The organism is Thioclava sp. IC9 (assembly GCF_002213225.1).
GTDB classification, from domain to species: Bacteria; Pseudomonadota; Alphaproteobacteria; order Rhodobacterales; family Rhodobacteraceae; genus Thioclava; species Thioclava nitratireducens.
The window spans coordinates 49,350-64,597 of sequence record NZ_NBNX01000006.1 but is presented as its reverse complement, the minus strand read 5'-3'; the positions used below and the strand labels follow the sequence as shown (position 1 = coordinate 64,597).

Annotated in this window: 14 protein-coding genes; 6 read left to right on the top strand and 8 right to left on the bottom strand. The window is 63.1% G+C overall.

Features of this window, described 5'->3' with window-relative positions:
- The first annotated feature begins 673 nt into the window (after nucleotides 1–673).
- Both rplS and rpmE read left to right on the top strand, forming a co-directional pair.
- Entirely contained in the window at nucleotides 674–1,051 is a 378-nt protein-coding gene (gene rplS, locus B6V76_RS15380; RefSeq protein ID WP_075775806.1) for a 50S ribosomal protein L19, read from the top strand.
- 11 nt (nucleotides 1,052–1,062) lie between these two features.
- Nucleotides 1,063–1,284, top strand: a complete 222-nt coding sequence (gene rpmE, locus B6V76_RS15375; RefSeq protein ID WP_078522037.1) for a 50S ribosomal protein L31 — start codon at nucleotides 1,063–1,065, stop codon at nucleotides 1,282–1,284.
- Between the two features lie 84 nt (nucleotides 1,285–1,368).
- Here rpmE and B6V76_RS15370 read toward each other — a convergent pair whose 3' ends face one another.
- Nucleotides 1,369–2,079, bottom strand: coding sequence for a YoaK family protein (locus B6V76_RS15370; protein ID WP_075775804.1), 711 nt, complete (start codon nucleotides 2,077–2,079; stop codon nucleotides 1,369–1,371).
- A gap of 272 nt (nucleotides 2,080–2,351) precedes the next feature.
- Here B6V76_RS15370 and metG point away from each other — a divergent pair, with 272 nt between their 5' ends.
- Nucleotides 2,352–4,061 (top strand): methionine--tRNA ligase, encoded by a 1,710-nt coding sequence (gene metG / locus B6V76_RS15365; protein WP_088727858.1) that lies wholly within the window; start codon nucleotides 2,352–2,354, stop codon nucleotides 4,059–4,061.
- A 142-nt stretch (nucleotides 4,062–4,203) separates the two neighbouring features.
- On the opposite strand, the gene B6V76_RS15360 is transcribed toward metG, so the two are convergent.
- The 4 genes from B6V76_RS15360 to argC all read right to left on the bottom strand — a co-directional run bounded on the left by B6V76_RS15360 (nucleotide 4,204) and on the right by argC (nucleotide 6,921).
- Nucleotides 4,204–4,698 carry a holin family protein gene (locus B6V76_RS15360; RefSeq protein WP_088727857.1) on the bottom strand — a complete coding sequence of 165 codons (495 nt, stop codon included), beginning with the start codon at nucleotides 4,696–4,698 and terminating at the stop codon, nucleotides 4,204–4,206.
- Nucleotides 4,689–5,300 carry a holin-associated N-acetylmuramidase gene (locus B6V76_RS15355; protein WP_088727856.1) on the bottom strand — a complete coding sequence of 204 codons (612 nt, stop codon included), beginning with the start codon at nucleotides 5,298–5,300 and terminating at the stop codon, nucleotides 4,689–4,691. The genes B6V76_RS15360 and B6V76_RS15355 overlap by 10 nt, the downstream gene beginning before the upstream one ends.
- Nucleotides 5,301–5,385: 85 nt before the next feature.
- Entirely contained in the window at nucleotides 5,386–5,829 is a 444-nt protein-coding gene (gene ccmE / locus B6V76_RS15350; RefSeq protein WP_078522044.1) for a cytochrome c maturation protein CcmE, read from the bottom strand.
- A 63-nt stretch (nucleotides 5,830–5,892) separates the two neighbouring features.
- Nucleotides 5,893–6,921 carry an N-acetyl-gamma-glutamyl-phosphate reductase gene (gene argC / locus B6V76_RS15345; RefSeq protein WP_088725563.1) on the bottom strand — a complete coding sequence of 343 codons (1,029 nt, stop codon included), beginning with the start codon at nucleotides 6,919–6,921 and terminating at the stop codon, nucleotides 5,893–5,895.
- 103 nt (nucleotides 6,922–7,024) lie between these two features.
- Between argC and B6V76_RS15340 the strand changes: the two genes are divergently transcribed.
- Nucleotides 7,025–7,840, top strand: a complete 816-nt coding sequence (locus B6V76_RS15340) for a DUF805 domain-containing protein (protein WP_141104931.1) — start codon at nucleotides 7,025–7,027, stop codon at nucleotides 7,838–7,840.
- 21 nt (nucleotides 7,841–7,861) lie between these two features.
- On the opposite strand, the gene murI is transcribed toward B6V76_RS15340, so the two are convergent.
- The 3 genes from murI to B6V76_RS15325 form a co-directional block, all read right to left on the bottom strand.
- Complete coding sequence (gene murI / locus B6V76_RS15335; protein ID WP_088722898.1) at nucleotides 7,862–8,674, bottom strand: glutamate racemase; 813 nt, start codon at nucleotides 8,672–8,674, stop codon at nucleotides 7,862–7,864.
- A gap of 41 nt (nucleotides 8,675–8,715) precedes the next feature.
- Nucleotides 8,716–9,618: a lysophospholipid acyltransferase family protein gene (locus B6V76_RS15330; protein ID WP_088727855.1), complete on the bottom strand. Its 903-nt coding sequence runs from the start codon at nucleotides 9,616–9,618 to the stop codon at nucleotides 8,716–8,718.
- Between the two features lie 77 nt (nucleotides 9,619–9,695).
- Nucleotides 9,696–13,106 (bottom strand): indolepyruvate ferredoxin oxidoreductase family protein, encoded by a 3,411-nt coding sequence (locus B6V76_RS15325; protein ID WP_088727854.1) that lies wholly within the window; start codon nucleotides 13,104–13,106, stop codon nucleotides 9,696–9,698.
- 157 nt (nucleotides 13,107–13,263) lie between these two features.
- Here B6V76_RS15325 and B6V76_RS15320 point away from each other — a divergent pair, with 157 nt between their 5' ends.
- Nucleotides 13,264–14,166: a LysR family transcriptional regulator gene (locus B6V76_RS15320; protein WP_075775795.1), complete on the top strand. Its 903-nt coding sequence runs from the start codon at nucleotides 13,264–13,266 to the stop codon at nucleotides 14,164–14,166.
- Between the two features lie 427 nt (nucleotides 14,167–14,593).
- Nucleotides 14,594–15,190 (top strand): hypothetical protein, encoded by a 597-nt coding sequence (locus B6V76_RS15315; protein ID WP_075775794.1) that lies wholly within the window; start codon nucleotides 14,594–14,596, stop codon nucleotides 15,188–15,190.
- The last annotated feature ends 58 nt before the right edge of the window (nucleotides 15,191–15,248 follow it).

Below are 15,248 nucleotides of genomic sequence, written 5' to 3'. Positions count from 1 at the left end.
GGCCAGTTGAAGGCCAAGGCGCACCTAGAAGCCTCGCACCCCTTGGCTCAACACTTTGAATCTAGACCTAAATACAGACATTATCGGTCCGGCTTTGTGTAATCCGAAGTGTAGATTTTTTCCCGATTTCCTGACATTTCAACTCCGCCGCCTCTGGCGTCATTAGATCACCGGTGGCTGTCGAGCCTATTATCACAGGGCCGGAATTCAGGGATGGCGTACAACCGACCGCTGCGATTGGTAGCACGCATACAAGCAAGATAAGTCCTTTTGGTTGCACTGTATGTTCCTCCCGGCTTTTGTTTGCTTTCCAATCAGATTTTCGCAGGCGCCTAGGTCCGTCGAACCTCAGGTTCTCAAATGATACCAGATGTTCGCCTCGTCCGCATAGCGAACCTCGCCACCCCCACTTCCCCCTTGATCCGTTACCCATTTCCCCGTAATACGCGCGGGTCCGGAGCCGGAATCGGCCCTCGGACCCTTTTGCTGTCGCCAAGCGGAGCCTTCTTCGGTCCGCGTCACGGCACCGGCGAAGGGCGCAAAAAGCGAAAGACGACCTGAAATCTCCCGCGGGCGCGACCCTGAAAAGGCGAGCGGACCCGATGAAGACGCGGAGCTCTGAGGCGGCGAAACCTTCACGGGACAAACCGTGAGCATGTGAAAGGACGTTGCGATGAACCTGATCGCACAGCTCGAGGCGGAACAAATCGCCGAGCTCAACAAGACCATCCCGGATTTCAAAGCCGGTGACACCATTCGCGTCGGCTACAAAGTGACCGAAGGCACCCGTTCGCGCGTGCAGGCCTATGAAGGCGTCTGCATCTCGCGCAAGGGCGGCGACACGCTGGCGGCTTCGTTCACCGTGCGCAAGATCTCCTTCGGCGAGGGCGTGGAGCGTGTGTTCCCGCTGTATTCGACCAACATCGACTCGATCGAAGTGGTCCGCCGTGGCCGCGTGCGTCGCGCCAAGCTGTACTACCTGCGCGCCCGTCGCGGTAAGTCGGCTCGTATCGCCGAAGACACCCACTACAAGCCCAAAGCTGCGAAATAAGGAGCGGGACGATGAAAGCCGAAACCCATCCCGACTACCACACGATCACCGTCAAGATGACCGACGGGACCGAATACCAGACCCGCTCGACCTGGGGCTCCGAGGGCGACACCCTCACCCTCGACATCGACCCGACCTCGCACCCGGCGTGGAACGGCGGTTCGTCGCGCCTCATGGACACCGGTGGCCGCGTGTCGAAGTTCAAGAACAAGTATGCCGGCCTCGGCTTCTAAGCCTGAGCTGCATGACTGTTACGGAAAAGGGCGCCTCGCGGGCGCCCTTTTTCATGTGTGTCGTCATGTGCATAGCCGCGAGGGTCACCGCCCCCCGCGATAGACCTTGCGCAGTTCCGGTACGGCGATGACGATCAGCAGCGCCGCCGCCAGCGCGAAGACCATCGGGCCGATCCGCTCATATCCCAGCACGCCTGCGATGCCGCCCGCGAAGAAGGAACACAGCGTCGCGACATGCAGCAGGAGCCGCGATCGCAGCACCTGCCTGGTTTCCGCATCGCGCGCGCCCGGCAATAGCGCCGCAAGCTCCAGCCCCAGATCGGTCGCGATGCCGGACACATGGCTTGTGCGCACCCGCCCGTCCGAGATTTTCGTGCTCGCCGCGTTCTGCAGCCCCATCAGGAAGCTGAGGCCGATCATCATCAGATGCTCGCTCATCGCCGCGGCCCAGACCATGTCCAGGATCGTCAGCACGATCAGCAGTCCAGCTTCCAGAAGGATCGACAGCGCGTAGATCCCGTGCAACCGCCGGCGCTGCCCCACGTCGATCAGCACGCCAGACGCAAAGGCGCCGAAGACGAAAGCCAGAAGCAGCAGCAGGAACCAGATCGCCGTGCCGAACCGCCCCAGCGCGAGCAGGTCGGTCGCGGTCGAGACATTCCCGGTCATGTTGGCCGAGAAATAGCCGAGCGCCCGGAACCCGGCCGCATTCACCGCACCCGCGACCAGCGACAGCCAGACCGCCAGCGCGAGGTCGATCGAAACGCTCCGATCGTCTCCGGCATGTATCAGCACCGCCTGCCCCCCACGCTTTTGCACTCTCGCCCCGACTATCGACGCCACCCGCGCAAAAGCAAGTCTTGGACGCGCGCGCCCTCTTTGCACTCGCCTTTTATCAGCGCGCCGGCACCGAGACATGGCGCGAAACCGATGGCGCAATCGGCAAGGTCTACACCCTCGACTGATCGCAAGGCCGCAAGCGGGCGCGTCTCGGCGCTCCCCCCTAGCCCTTCGCATGATTCCCTAGTAAACCCGCGCCCAAACGCTCCACAGCAAGAGGGTCCTACATGGCGCGCCATCTCATTACCTCGGCCATTCCCTATATCAACGGCATCAAGCACCTCGGCAATCTCGTGGGCTCGCAGCTGCCGGCTGATCTCTTCGCCCGCTACCAGCGCGCGCGAGGCAACGAGGTGATGTTCATCTGCGCCACCGACGAGCACGGCACCCCCGCCGAACTGGCCGCAGCGAAAGCGGGCAAGCCGGTCGCCGAGTATTGCGCCGAGATGCACGAGGTGCAGGCGAAGATCGCGGAAGGCTTCCGCCTCAGCTTCGATCACTTCGGGCGCTCGTCGAGCCCGCAGAACCATCGCCTGACGCAGCATTTCGCCGTGAAGCTGGCCGAGGCCGGGCTGATCCGTGAAGTCTCGGAAACCCAGATGTATTCCAAGGCCGACGGGCGCTTCCTGCCGGATCGCTATATCGAGGGCACCTGCCCCAATTGCGGCTTCGAGAGCGCGCGCGGCGACCAATGCGACAACTGCACCAAGCAGCTCGATCCGGTCGACCTGATCAACCCGCATTCGACGATCTCGGGTTCGACCGATCTGGAGATGCGCGAGACCAAGCACCTCTTCCTGCGCCAGTCGGCGATGAAAGATCAGCTCGATGCGTGGATCGACAGCAAGACCGACTGGCCGGTGCTGACCACCTCGATCGCGAAGAAATGGCTCCATGACGGCGATGGGCTGCAGGATCGCGGCATCACTCGCGATCTCAGCTGGGGCGTGCCCGCGCAATTCCAAGGCGCGCCGTGGTCGGGCATGGAAGGCAAGGTCTTCTACGTCTGGTTCGACGCGCCGATCGAATATATCGCCGCGACCGAGGAATGGACCGAGAAGACGGGCGGCGATTGGGAGCGCTGGTGGCGCACCGACAAGGGTGCGGAGGACGTGACCTACACCCAGTTCATGGGCAAGGATAACGTGCCCTTCCACACGCTCTCGTTCCCCGCGACGATCCTCGGCTCGGGCGAGCCGTGGAAGCTCGTCGATTACATCAAGTCGTTCAATTACCTGAACTACGATGGCGGCCAGTTCTCGACCTCGCGCGGTCGCGGCGTCTTCATGGATCAGGCGCTGGAACTTTTGCCCGCCGATTACTGGCGCTGGTGGCTTCTGTCCCACGCGCCCGAAAGCGCGGATGCCGAATTCACCTGGGAGAATTTCCAGGTCTCGGCGAACAAGGACCTTGCCGACGTGCTGGGCAACTTCGTCAGCCGTATCACCAAGTTCACCCGCTCGAAATTCGGCGAAGCGATCCCCGAAGGCGGCAGCTGGGGCGAGCAGGAAGCGGCGCTGATCGAGGAGCTGACCACCCGCATCCGCGCCTACGAGACGCATATGGAAGAGAAGGATATCCGCAAGGCGGCGATGGAGCTGCGCGGGATCTGGGTCGCGGGCAACGAATACCTGCAGGCGTCGGCACCGTGGTCGGTGTTCAAGACCGATCCCGATCAGGCGGCAGCCATCGCAAGGCTCGCGCTGAACCTTATCCCGATCTACGCGGTGCTCTCGGCGCCCTTCATTCCCGATGCGGCGAAGATCATGCTCGAGGCGATGGGCGACGAGGATCGCGACTGGCCGGGCGATGTGAAGACCGCGCTAGAGGCGCTGCCCGCGGGCCATGCCTACACCACGCCCGAGGTGCTCTTCCGTAAGATTACGGATGAAGAGCGCGAAGAGTGGCAGGAGCGGTTCGCGGGCACCCGCGACTGAGGCCATCAGGGGCGCTGCCCCTCTAAGCTTTCGCGAATTCATCCCGGGATCTTTGGGCAAAAGCGAAGACGGACACCGCGCTCGTCTTCGCTCGTTCGAAATATCCCGGGGGAGGTCCCGCTGGGCGCGGGGGCAGCGCCCCCTATCCGTTCTGTTTCTCGCCAGACCGCCACGCCGAAAGCGCCGCGTTTTCCTCATCCGGAGGAGTCGCGAGCTCTGCGGGAGGCACCGCCGGCACCTTCTTCATCCGGAAATAATGCGCCTCGCGCGCGCCGAAATAGAAACTGACCACCGCGCCCAAAAGCCACCAAAGCGGCTCGGGTACGTAGCCTAGGCCCACCATCCGTTGCGCGAAGCCGACCGGGTCGAGCATCGCATAGACGAAGAGCCCCACGATCCCGAAAGCGAGCACCGGGCGCGGCAGACGGTTGAGGCCGTTCACGATGCGATCGAAGCGACCGGGTCGGATATATTCGAACTCGGCGCCGTGTTCCTGCAGCGCCGCAAGGTAGGCGGCCTGCGCAGCCTCGAGCTTCTTCGTGGCATTGGGCACGAAGACCTCCGCCACCGAACTGGCGGCCTCGCCTGCTGCCATCACCGTGCCCGCACCGCCGAGCAGTTTTTCGATCACACCCATTTCGCCACCCGCTTGCGATGCTCGCCCTCGGTTAGGTGAAAGCGTGGGGAAATGAATTCCTCGGCGCGGCGGATCCAGCCGCCCTTCGCGCCCGCTCGTGTCGTGGCGTATTTGCGGCTGGCGGGGCGCGCATCGGCGAGCCGGTAGTAGTAATTGCGCCGCGCGATCCCGTAGGCATCGGCGAAATAGCCGGGCGCGGCCGCATCTGCGAGTTCGGCGGCCGCGATGGTCTGCGGGCCGATGATCCCGTCGACCACGACACGCTGACCCATGTCGCCCAGCAGACGCTGCAGGATCACCACCGCATTGCCGCCTGCATTCACATACATGTCGAAGACCGAGGCCTGCACCGAGGGTGGCAGCCGGTCGATACGCGGACCCTTGTAGTAATGCTCGATGAAAATCTCGGCAGCCTGCGCGGGGTCGAGCGCGCGGACATCCATCTCGTCCACCCGGCCATCGCCGGTCAGATCGCGCCCCAACCGGCGCAGGGTTCCGAGCGTGACGCCGTGCTTGGTCGCACCGCCCGGATCGTCCGGATCATCGACGTAACCGCCTTCGCGCGCGACGATCTCCGCCGCGATCTGGGTGACCGATTTCATGGCCTGCCTCCGTTGATGACAACGTCAGGCAGGCTCGGGCCGTGCGGTTAACAGTGCTGCAAGCGAGCGTTCGCCGGGGTGGGGATCAGGAGGACGGGCCCTCGTAGACGCCCTGCTCCTTCAGCGCGTCGACGACTTCCTTGGGCATGTAGTTCTCGTCATGCTTGGCGAGGATTTCCGAGGCCACGAACGTATCCCCTTCCATCTTCCCTGTGCCGATCATGCCCTGTCCCTCTTTGAAGAGGTCCGGCAGGACGCCCGCGAATTTCACCGGGACGGTCGCGCCGCCATCGGTGACCTTGAATTCGATGACCTCGCCCTGACCGCGCTTGAGCGAGCCTTTCTCGACCAGCCCGCCGAGACGGAAGACTTCCCCGGGCTGCGGCGGTTCGGTGGCAAGCTGCGAAGGTGCACGGAAGAAGTTGATGCCGCTCCGCATCGAGTACCCGATCGTGCCGGTCGCGATCACCAAGGCCAGCGCAGCCACGCTGAGCACCTGGATACGACGTTTCTTCTTCAGACTCTTCATCTCTTCGCCTCCTGAGATGCCGTTTCGTCTACCTCACCGCGCCGGCCTTGCCATTGACGCGGATCAAGGGAAGACGGGGGCGAGCATCAGCCCTTCGCTTTCCTCCAGCCCGAGCATCAGGTTCGCGTTCTGGATCGCCTGTCCCGACGACCCCTTGCAGAGGTTGTCGATCGCGACGACCACGAGCGCGCGCCCGGGAATTCTGTCTCCTGATACACCAATATGGGCATAATTGGAGCCAGTTACAGACCTGGTGGACGGAACTGCGCCGAAAGGTAGCATTTCGATGAAGGTTTCTTCCGCATAGCGGTCGGCCAGCGCCTTGTAGACGGCCTCGGGCTCGCCCTTCACATAGGCGGAGGCAAGGATGCCGCGATTGAACGGCGCCAGATGCGGGGTGAACTGCACCAACACGGGGCGGCCCGCCAAGGCGCTGAATTCCTGATCGAATTCACCCAAGTGACGGTGCTTGCCGCCCTGCGAATAGGGCGCGACACCGCCCGACAGCTCTGCGTGCAGCAGGTTTTCCTTCAGCGACCGGCCCGCACCGGAGACACCGTTCTTCAGATCGAGGATGATGTCGTCGAGATCGATCACGCCAGCTTCGATCAGCGGACGGATCGCAAATTGGCCCGCAGCGGCATTGCAGCCCGTGCCCGCCACCAGTCGCGCTTCGCGAATCGCATCGCGGTAGAACTCGGTCAGCCCGTAGACCGCCTCTTTTTGCAGCTCGACCGCAGCATGAGGCTTGCCGTACCACTTCTCGTATTCCGCAGGATCGCGCAGCCGGAAATCGGCCGAGAGGTCGACGATCTTCAGATCGCGCGGCAGCTCCTTGATGACTGCCTGCGAAGTCGCATGCGGCAGTGCGCAGAAGGCCAGATCGACATTCGAGAAGTCGATCTCTTCGATTTTCACCAGATCCGGCAGGCCCAGATGGCGCAGATGCGGGAACACGTCACCCATTGCCATGCCCGCCTTACGCTCGCCCGAGAGGGCCACGATGTCCATGTTCGGATGGGTGGCGATCAGCCGGACGAGTTCGGCGCCGGTATAGCCCGACGCGCCCAGAATCGCGATTTTCTTGGTCATTTGGTCCTCCGCGCTTGTCGCTCGGCTCTCCCTTACCCTAAGCTCACACTCAAATAAACTCCGTGTGAGACGGGTCGACGACCGACAGTGAACGAGGCAGGCCGTGGCAGAGCAGTGGTATTACGCCGATGGGAAGGATCCCGTCGGCCCGTTCCCCCCGGAACATATGATGGATATGGTGCGGGGAGGTCGTATCAAGCCCGAAACTATGGTTTGGCAAGACGGAATGGAGGGATGGGAGCCTGCGGGCGATCACTTCTTCCGGCGGCCGCCCGACACCTCGGCAACCGGCACCGATCCGCATAGCGGCGCGACGAATTACGCCGCCCGCATCGCACAGCGCCATCAGCAGGAGGGCAAGCTTTCCTCCGCCGATCCGCGTGCCTATGCCGACGCCTCGATCGAACGCGACCGGACGCAGCGCGGGATCGGCTCGGACGGGCTTTACGAGGGGGCCCCCTCGCGCAGCTTCGTCGAGGCGATCAAGGTCTGTTTCCGGAAATACGCGACCTTCAAGGGTCGGGCGAGCCGTTCGGAATACTGGTGGTTCGCGCTCTTCGTCATGCTGGCGAGCATCATCGGCGCCATGGCCGAAGGCTCGATGGGCGAGGACGGCACGGCGATCAGCGCAGTGATTTCCATCGCGACGTTCCTTCCATCGATCTCGGCGCAGGTTCGACGCCTGCACGACACCGACCGCTCGGGCTGGTGGGTCGGCGGCTACCTTCTAGCGAGCGTGTTCGGCGGCATCGTGATCGGGCTGACGGTCATGTCCTACGGCGTGCAGGACCCGGCAGCCATGGCGGGCATGTCCGCAGCGCTTCTCGCGATCTGGGGGATCGTGATGCTGGTCTGGGGCATCGCGCTCTTCGTGTTCATGGTACAGCGCGGTACGCGCGGGCCGAACCGGTTCGGCTGAGGGCCACGACGATCAGGCGCCTCAGGCGGCCTCGAAGCGGATCGCGTAGCGCAGGAATTGCGTCGCGTGGCTCGAGACCGAGGCCGGATCGCCGGTGGTCAGGAATTTCGATTCCGTCCCCGAACCTTTGAACTCGGGTCGACGCTCCAGATAATCCGCGAGGCTCTCGGCCACGAGGTTGGCCTGGCTGTAGACGTCGACGTTCGGCCCCAGTGCTTCCTGGAAGGTCTTTTGCATCAGCGGGTAATGGGTGCAGCCGAGGATCGCTGCCTCGGGTTTCGGCATCCGACGCTTGAGCGCTTCGACATGGGATTTCACCAGCGCCTCGGCGAGGATTTCGTCGCCAGTCTCGATCGCATCGACCACGCCGCCGCAGGGCTGCGCCTCGACATCCACGCCGATCGCGCGGAAGGCCAGTTCGCGCTGGAAAGCGCGCGAGGCCACCGTCGCGGGCGTCGCGAACAGTGCCACGTGCTTCACCGCAACTTCGCGCGGCGGGGAGTTGTCGCCCCATTTGCGTTCGGTCAACGCTTCGATCATCGGCACGAAGACGCCCAGCACGCGCTTGCCCTCGGGGATCCAGGTCTCCTGCATCCGCTTGAGCGCGGCGGCCGAAGCCGTGTTACAGGCGAGGATCACCAGATCGCAGCCCTCTTCCCACAAACGCTCCACGCCCGCGCAGGTCAGGTTGAAGATGTCATCGGCATCGCGCACGCCGTAAGGCGCATGGGCGTTATCGCCGTAATAGCAAAAGGCCATATCCGGCAGCCGCCTGGCGCAGGCATCATAGACCGTCAGTCCGCCCAGACCTGAATCGAAAACGCCTACCGCCATGCTCGCGCCCCTTGCCCGTCCGGGCCGCACACGGACACCGGTCAGTTTCTGTATTTCGCCTCGAACTCGAAGCCATAGCCGTAGGACTTCAAGGGAGTCGGCGACAAGTCATACGTCGCACGGCGCAGGAAATCCATCATCTGTTTCGGACGCTCACGCAGCGGTGCGAGATCGGCCTGCGGGACCGGCTCACCCACGCAGAGCCGCACTGGACGATTGGCGTGACGTTTGAACTCGCGGATCATCAGCCCCATGCGCAGGCTGTAATGCAGATGGCTCGCCAGCTGGAACAGGCGACTGTTATGGCCCTCGAAGAAGACCGGCACCACGGTCGCATCGGATTTCGCGATCATCTTGGCGGTGAAATTGCGCCAGCCCGGATCCATCGGCGCCCCGAAGGGCTTAGCGGCGGTCGAGACCGTGCCGCCCGGAAACACACCGATCGCGCCACCGTCGCCGAGGTAGCGCAGCGCCTCGGCGCGGGTGCGCAGGTTGGCCCTCGCGGCCTCTTTGGTTTCGGAGAAGTCCACCGGCAGGATGACCCGGTCGATCTCTTCGGCACGCTTGAAGACGTTATGGGCGAGGATACGGAAATCGCCGCGAATGCGCGACAGCAGCAGGCCCATGATCAGCCCGTCGAGAATGCCGTAAGGGTGGTTCGCGATCAGCACCAACGGCCCGGTCTGCGGGATATTGGCGAGCGCGCCGCGGGTCACCTCGACCTGCAGCCCGTAGCGCTCGGCCATCACCTGCCAGAAATCCGCACCTTGCGCGATGTCATGCTCGTAGCCGCGTGCTCGCCGGATCAACCCGATCCGCCCGGTCGCGTTCTCCATCGCGCGGATCAGCACCCGCGCGCCTTTCGAGCGCGCGGACCAAGCATATGAGATTTCCTGTGTGGCGTGGCGGACAGGCATCCGGGGGGCCATCGGGGTGGCGGTCATCTCGTACCTCCGCAACATGGGCTGGCTTCACTCTGCCAGCGCCATGTCACGAAGGTACGACACTCAGATGACAGCCCTCACTCGGCGGCCATTTTCTGCGGAGCGCCACCTGCGCGGAAAGCGGCGAGCAGTTCCTCGCGCCGCTTCGCCGCCATTTGCTCGGCCTGCGCCTTGACCGGGCCGAAGCCGCGGATCGTCAGCGGCAATTCGGCCAGTTCGCGCGCGATCTCCATCGTGTCTGGCGTGACCTTGGGTAGCACTTCGGCCATGTCGGCCTCGTATTGCTTGATCAGCGCCCGCTCCATCTTGCGCTCCTCGGCATAGCCGAAAGGATCGAACGGCGTACCGCGCAGCCCTTTCAGCTTCGCCAGAAGACGGAAGCCACGCTCCATGCCGGGGCCGAATTCACGCTTCTTCGGACGTCCGTCCGGACCTTCCTTGGACAGGATCGGCGGGGAGAGATGGAAATGCATCTCGAAATCGCCCTCGAACTCGGCCCGCGCCTTTTCTGCCGTCGACAGATGCAGACGCGCGACCTCGTATTCGTCCTTGTAGGCCAGGAGCTTGTGATAGCCCTTCGCGACGGCCTCACGCAGCTCCGACGGCGCCTCGTCCACCAGCTTGCGGAAACGCTTGGCGAGCCGCTTGTTCTGGTAGTCGACGAGATGGTTGGCCCGGAACTCGACCGGATCGACCGGGGCCTGCACGACCTCCGCCGCCATCGCCTTCGCAGCCTCCTCCGGATAGGCCATCGCCCAGCGCCCCAGATTGAAGGCGCGCTTGTTCTCCTCGGGCTTTGCGCCGTTCAACTCGATCGCCCGGAAGATCGCCTCGAGGGTCAGCGGCACGTAGCCTTGCTGCCACGCAGCACCCAGCACGACCATGTTCGAATAGATCGAGTCGCCCAGCATATGCCGCGCCAGTTCCGACGTGTCGGCAAAGGCCACCCGGTCCTTCAGCCGCGCCTCGAGGCTCAGCCGAAGCTGTTCGCCCGGCAGGCGGAAGTCGCGGTTGCGGGTGAACTCGCCGGTGACGATCTCATGGCTGTTGATCACGGCGCCGGTGCGGCCCGTCGTCATGAGCCCCAGCGTCTTGGCACCGGCGGAGACCACCAGATCGCCCCCGATCACGCAATCGGCCTCGCCCACGGCGACGCGGATCGCCGAGATATCCTCGGGCTTGTTCGCGATGCGCAGGTGGATATGCACCGCCCCGCCCTTCTGGGCGAGACCGGCCATCTCCATCATGCCTGCGCCCTTGCCGTCGATATGGGCGGCCATCGCCAGCACCGCGCCGATGGTCACGACGCCCGTGCCGCCGACGCCGGTGATCACCACGTTATGGGTGCCGTCGATCGCGGGCAGCGTGGGCTCCGGCAGGTCCGGCAGGTCGAGCGCCTGCGCTTCCGCCTTCTTCACCTTCGCGCCGTGCAGCGTCACGAAGCTCGGGCAGAACCCGTCGAGGCAGCGGAAGTCCTTGTTGCAGGACGACTGGTCGATCGCGCGTTTGGTGCCCAGTTCGGTCTCTTCCGGCACGATGGAGACGCAGTTCGACTGAACCCCGCAATCGCCGCAGCCTTCGCAGACGTCGGTGTTGATGAAGACACGCTTGTCCGGATCCGGGAACTTGCCGCGCTTGCGGCGGCGGCGTTTCTCGGCGGCGCAGGTCTGGACATAGATCAGCGCCGAGACGCCTTTCGTCTTCGCCAGCCGCTTCTGGACGTTCATCAGCTCGGCCCGTTCGACCTTCTCGACGCCAGCGGGGAAGGTGGACAGGTCCAGCTCTTCCTTCTCGTCATAGACCACCACGACCGGCTTCACGCCCATCGCCACGATTTCCGCCGCGATCTGCTGCGAGGTCAGGTCGCCCTCGTTCTCCTGCCCCCCGGTCATCGCGACCGCATCGTTGAACAGGATCTTGTAGGTGATGTTGGTGCCGGCTGCCAAAGCCGCCCGGATCGCCTGCGCGCCCGAGTGGTTGTAGGTGCCGTCGCCAAGGTTCTGGAACATATGCTCACGCGTCGAGAACGGGGCCTCGCCGACCCAGTTCACGCCCTCGCCGCCCATATGGGTGAAACCTTCCGTGTTCCTGCCCATCCACTGCACCATGTAGTGACAGCCGATCCCGGCATAGGCGCGCTCGCCCTCGGGCACCTTGGTCGAACTGTTATGCGGGCAGCCCGAGCAATACCATGGCGTACGGGTCGCGATCTCAGGGGCGTTGTCGGCGCGTTGGGCGGCTTCGATCTTGGCGATACCCGCCTTGATCGCGTCGGTCCCGCGGCCTTCCTCAATGAAGATATCGCCCAGCTTGCGCGCGATCATCACCGGGTCGAGCGCGTAGCGCGTCGGGAACAGCTCCACCTGGCGGCCGTTCTTCCATGTGTCGCCCTTGTGCCAGCCATAGACGCGACGGCCACGACGGTCGTCGAAGATCGCTTCCTTGACCTGCACCTCGATCAGCTTGCGCTTTTCCTCGACGACGATGATCAGCTCCAGCCCCTCGGCCCATTCGTGGAAGCTCTCCATGTCGAGCGGGAAGGTCTGGCCGATCTTGTAGGTGGTAATGCCGAGCCGTTCGGCCTCTGCCTCGTCGATCCCCAGCAGCGAGAGCGCATGGGTCAAGTCGAGCCAATTCTTGCCCGCAGCGACCAGACCGATCTTCGCGCCGGGCTTGCCCCAGACGCGGTTGTCGATGCGGTTGGCGCGCGCGAAAGCCTCTGCCGCGTAGCGCTTGAAGTCGATCATCCGCGCTTCCTGAGCCACCGGAGTGTCGCCCAAGCGAATGTTCAGCCCGCCTTCGGGCATCTTGAACTCGGGGATCACGAAGTGTTGACGGAAGGGATCGCCATCGACGACTGCAGTCGCCTCGACCGTATCCTTCATCGTTTTCAGACCGACCCAGACCCCGGCAAAACGGCTCAATGCATAGCCATAGAGCCCGAAATCGAGGATTTCCTGCACGCCCGCGGGCGACAGCACCGGCATGTAGGCATCGACCATCGCCCAGTCGGACTGATGCAGCACGGTCGATGATTCACCGGTATGGTCGTCGCCCATCGCCATGAGGACGCCGCCGTGTTTCGACGTGCCCGCCATATTGGCGTGACGCATCACGTCGCCCGAGCGATCTACGCCCGGACCTTTTCCGTACCAGAGGCCGAAAACGCCGTCATACTTGCCTTCGCCACGCAATTCCGCCTGCTGCGAGCCCCACAGCGCGGTGGCCGCGAGGTCTTCGTTCAGGCCCGGCTGGAAGCGAACGTCGCTCTCTTCGAGCACGGTCTTGGCGCGCGCCATCTGCAAATCGACAGCGCCCAGCGGCGAGCCGCGATAGCCTGTCACATAGCCGGCCGTATGCAGCCCCGCCGCCTTGTCGCGTGCGGCCTGAGCCAGAACCAGACGCACCAAAGCCTGCGTCCCGTTCAGCAAAACCGGAGATTTCGTTAGGTCGAACCGATCCGCTAGGGATATTTCTTGCCTTCCCATTAAGCACCTCCCCTTGCTAACTGGGCATGAAGACATGGTAGGTCATAATATCTGACCTAGAAAGCGGAAAATTGTTACTTAGCGGTTTCGTAAATCCTCGAGATTAATGTAAAGAAACTTGCGCGGAACAGCAGATGATACAGCGAAAGTGACCTTGATGGATTGGGACAAGCTCAGAATCTTCCACGCAGTGGCCGATGCGGGGTCTTTGACTCATGCTGGCGATGCGCTGCACCTGTCTCAATCTGCCGTGAGCAGGCAGATCCGGGCGCTCGAAGAGGCGCTTGGAACGACTCTGTTTCACCGTCACGCCCGCGGACTGATTCTCACCGAGCAGGGGGAGCTGCTGTTCGAGGCCACCTCCTCGATGGCGAAAAAGCTCGACAGCGCCTCCGCACGCATCCGTGACAGCGAAGAAGAAGTCTTCGGCGAGCTGCGCGTGACGACCACGACGGGCTTCGGCACGCTCTGGCTCGCGCCGCGCCTGACGAAGCTTTACGAGAAATATCCCGATCTGAAGATCGACCTCATGCTGGAGGAGCGGGTGCTCGACCTGCCGATGCGCGAGGCCGACGTCGCCGTTCGCATGAAAGAGCCCGCGCAGGCCGACCTGATCCGCAAGCGCCTGCTGAACATCCGTATGCGGCTTTACGCGACCTCCGAGTATCTCGCGAAATGGGGTGCCCCCGAGAAGATCGAAGATCTTCGCAAGCATCGCCTGATCTGCCAGACCCCCCGCACACCGCAGGTACAGGCCGGTGCCCAGCTTGCGCGGCAGGTGCTGGCCTTCGATCAAAGCTCGACGCTAACGGTGAACAACTACTTCGGCGTATTGCAGGCCGTGCTGAACCATATCGGCATCGGCATCCTCCCCGACTACCTGACCGCAGATTTCAACGATCTGCAGCGCGTGCTGCCTGATCTGGAATCGGTCGAGATTCCGATCTTCCTCGCCTACCCGGAAGAGCTGCGCTCCTCGCGCCGCGTGACCGCGTTCCGCGACTTCATTCAGGAAGAGATCACCAACTATCGGCGCTTCCAGGCAGGCGATTCAGCCTAGGGTTGCAGCGCGACTTTACCGCAACGCATACCGGCCATGATGCATTCGCAGCATGTTTTCCCTTGATGCGTTAACAAACTGCCCATAAATGAGGCTCAGAAGGGTTGGCCGTGCCGAAAGGCGCAGCACCTTCTACCTCCCTGTTGGACTTTGGCCGAGCTTTGCTCGGCCTTTTTTTTGCCCGACGCCTAGATGCGGTTTTCACGCACGGCGCGAGAGCCCCCCGACACCAGCCTCGGTCTCACGAAATTTCACGCTGACGCGACTGCGCACGCCCCGCGCTACGCACAGCTATCCCCTTCGGTTCATTTAAAAATCCGCGATGTCACTCACAATTATTTCAGTGAACTTTCGACGATTCCACCCCGTTTCCTCCCCGACGCCGACAACGGCGCAGGATTTGGTAACCAGTTGAAAGGATACTGATATGACCACGACGAAAAACATCTTTGCCGCTTCGACCGCTCTTCTGGGTGCGATGACCATCGCAGGCTCGGCTTCGGCCCTCGACCTGACGAAGATCCCGTCCACCAACAACAACGACGGCCAGTATTACGGTATCGCCGATTATCGCACCGGCACCGTTCCGGGAGAGACTTCGTCGATGGGCACCCCGCCCGCCGTCACCTCGTCGAACACCTACGCATCGACCGATCAATACGGCATCACCGACGTGAAGACCGGCACCGCCGAGTTCGCGAACACCTCGATGGGGTCGGACATGATTCCCGCGCAGCGCCAGCTGACCGATCAAGCCGGCATCACCGGCCTGAAGACCGCGGCCAACGCGGAGGACAAGGCGATGAGCGCCGATGGTAACGTGATCGGCATGATCGAGAAGGTCGAGTCGCATGACGGCTACGACACCATCTATGTCCGCACCTCGCCGAAGCTCGACACCACCGTGTCGCTCTTCAAGGTCAACGTGCCGAAGGACGCCGCTGCGAACGGCGAGGTCAAGCTCGGCTGGACCGTCTCGGAACTGCTTACCAACCTCGAGACGCAAGTGGACATGCGCTCGTAAGCCGGACGTACCACAACAAGACGCATCGCTACGCGGGGCCTTCGGGCCTCGCGTTTTT